This window comes from Nocardia sp. NPDC004260 (genome assembly GCF_053603155.1).
Window position 1 is genome coordinate 1 of sequence record NZ_JBSGEZ010000257.1, and the last position, 1,516, is coordinate 1,516.

Annotated in this window: 3 protein-coding genes; all 3 read left to right on the forward strand. The window is 63.0% G+C overall.

The window, feature by feature from the left end:
* The coding region (locus tag ACWEO7_RS39470; protein WP_452420027.1) for an MspA family porin at positions 1 to 91 on the forward strand (91 nt) is incomplete at its 5' end.
* A gap of 324 nt (positions 92 to 415) precedes the next feature.
* Positions 416 to 1,090, forward strand: coding sequence for an MspA family porin (locus tag ACWEO7_RS39475; protein ID WP_450026585.1), 675 nt, complete (start codon positions 416 to 418; stop codon positions 1,088 to 1,090).
* Positions 1,091 to 1,156: 66 nt separating this feature from the next.
* Positions 1,157 to 1,516 (forward strand): MspA family porin (locus tag ACWEO7_RS39480; protein WP_452430954.1); only part of this gene is annotated, 360 nt, incomplete at its 3' end.

Consider the following 1,516-nt stretch of genomic DNA (forward strand, 5'->3'; position numbering starts at 1 on the left):
CCAGGCGCGGGCCTTTATCAGCGTCGAGGTCGAGACCGACAATGTCATCACGTGGGTGACGTTGTGGGGACAGCCCTTCAGCCTCGGCTGAGCGAACGGCGGGTGAAAAACCCGTAGCGACAGATGAAATGGACCCCTCGCGGCGCGGCGGGTCCATTTCGTCATGAATTCGACTGTGCCGTAAGGGCGGCGCGATCCTAGTCGGATCCGTTGCTTCGCGAGACGAATTGCCTGAATTTCCGGAAAAGTCTGGTTGATACCGAATAGCATTGTTTCGTCCGAGATCGCTCGATGACGCGATGGGTCGGCGGAACGTCTGGTGGACAACACATTCCACTGCGCGCCGTCGGCTTTGGAGGGACACGTCCCGCCTCGACACCCTGGGGCGGGCGGATGCAACCTGATGAGGAAAAACATGAGCAAGTACCGCATCAACGGTCTGTCTCGAGGCGTCCGCGTCGCGGGCGCCGCCGCCGTGGCGGCCGTAGCTACCGGTCTATTGTCGACCGGCGCTGCCAATGCCGATGTCTTCGTGCCGTTGCCGGACGGTCACAAGGCAGGACCTGGCGTGAACATCGCTCGCACCGGTGAGCGCGCCCTGATCTCCCCATCCCTTGCCGCGAACGGTGCCGGCCGTGTCGTGTGGGTTTCGGGGAACGCCGTCGCCGATGTAGCCGTCACCCCCGAAGGGACGATCGGGCCGAACAACGGTCCGACCGGGAACCCGGGAACGAATAATTCGTCCACCCACGGTGCCTCGCAGTTGAGCACCGGTTACGTCGTCGGCTGCCAGGTCAGCATCGCCGATGACGCGATCTCCGCCGGTGTGTCGGGCAGCGTGAACCTCAGCGGCGCGAGCGCGGGTGGTTCGATCGGCGTCAACCTCGGTCCCGGCGAGGTCAAGTTCGTTCAGATCGATTACAAGGACATCCTGAAGCCGGGCGTGTACTCGGTGGAGTATCAGGATGCCGAGATTCAGATCCAGGGCTGCGCGGGTTACGCGCAGGCGCGTTCGTACACGGTCGTCGAGATCATCGGCGATCACTACTCGAAGACCACCCTCTACGGGATGCCGTTCAGCATCGGCTGACGCGGGTCGGATCCATCAAATCTCTTTTCGCTGAAGCGAACTCGAAACCTTAGGGGAATCACCGTCATGTTCGATCGTAAAATGCTGGCGCGCGCGGCCGGGCTGTGCGCGTCCGGGGCCATCGCGGTAGGCCTGCTCTCGACGGGTGCGGCGAATGCCGACACCTTCGTTCCGCTGCCGGGTGGGGAGCTGACCAAGACGCTCTCCGATGGCACCGTTGTGACCATTCGTCTGGTCGGTGAATCCGCGACCATCAGTCCGTCCATGGGCGCTACACCTCTGCACCGCAACGCATGGGTGTCCGGTAGCGCGCAAGTGGATCTGTCGGGTACGGCCGGGGGCAAGATCTTCCCGGGTTACACCGTGGGTTGCCAGGTGAATATCGCTGGTGGTGGTGCCACCGGTGGTGTGGATGGCAATGTGGAC